Origin of the sequence: Mycolicibacterium pyrenivorans (assembly GCF_025821625.1) — a bacterium.
GTDB classification, from domain to species: Bacteria; Actinomycetota; Actinomycetes; order Mycobacteriales; family Mycobacteriaceae; genus Mycobacterium; species Mycobacterium pyrenivorans.
Genome location: NZ_JACKSH010000044.1, coordinates 1 through 848 on the forward strand (window position 1 = coordinate 1; position 848 = coordinate 848).

2 pseudogenes are annotated in these 848 nt (G+C 73.3%); both read left to right on the forward strand.

The window, feature by feature from the left end:
- Positions 1–210: pseudogene (locus tag H7I57_RS06245) on the forward strand (hypothetical protein); the annotation flags it as partial.
- Positions 203–848 (forward strand): annotated as a pseudogene (locus H7I57_RS06250) (hypothetical protein); the annotation flags it as partial. The pseudogenes H7I57_RS06245 and H7I57_RS06250, both read left to right, overlap by 8 nt.

Genomic DNA, 848 nt, shown 5'->3' on the forward strand with positions numbered 1-848 from the left:
CGGCGTCCACCCCCGCCGCTGATGCCGGCGCTGCCGCCGGCCCGGCGGGTGGCCCCCGCTGTCACAGCACCGCCACGACCGGTGGGGTGGGCGCCGCAGGCCCCCGGCGGGTGGGTGCTGTTGCCGGTGTGGATGGGGCCCGCGCCGGTGGCGTGGCGGCCTCCACCCACCGTGATTGACGCCGACGTGGAGGGCGAGCACCGTGGCTGATACCCCGATGATCACCGATGAGAGTTGGGTCGATGACCTGATGGGTGGCCCCGACCCGGCCGCGGTGCCCACCGCCGCGACGATGCAACCCGGCGACGCCGGAACCGACCTCGACGCTGGCCAACCCGAGCCCGAGCCTGAGCCTGAGCCTGAGCCCGAAGCTGAGCAGTACGACGATTCGGCCGAGGCTCCTACCGATCCGCGGCTGCAGTCCGGCGCAGGGATCGCTGACGAGGTGCCGCCCGTGCATCTCGACACCGCAGCAGCCTTGACCGCCGAGCGCGACGAGTCAGGGGCGGCCCGCGCCGACGCGGGCGCCAAACGCACTGCCGTGGCGCTGGGGGCGGGACTGGTCGTGGCGGTGAGCGCCATCGTCGCCGCGCTGGTCACCTTCAGCGACACCGATGCACCTGCCGCGCCCCGTCAGGACAGTCCGGCTGTGGCCGCGCCCGTGGCTCAGCCGCAGCCGGTTCCTACCTCCGCAGCCCCGACCGTCCCTCAGGATCAGTCCATTCCCTTCACCGCCAGCGCCCCGTGCGCAGCCGGGTCAACCTCAGCGCAGTCGCTGACCGACACCGCCACCGATTCGGCGTGGGTGTGCGCCCGCGGCTCACGTGATGAAGCCCTCGAAGGCAAGG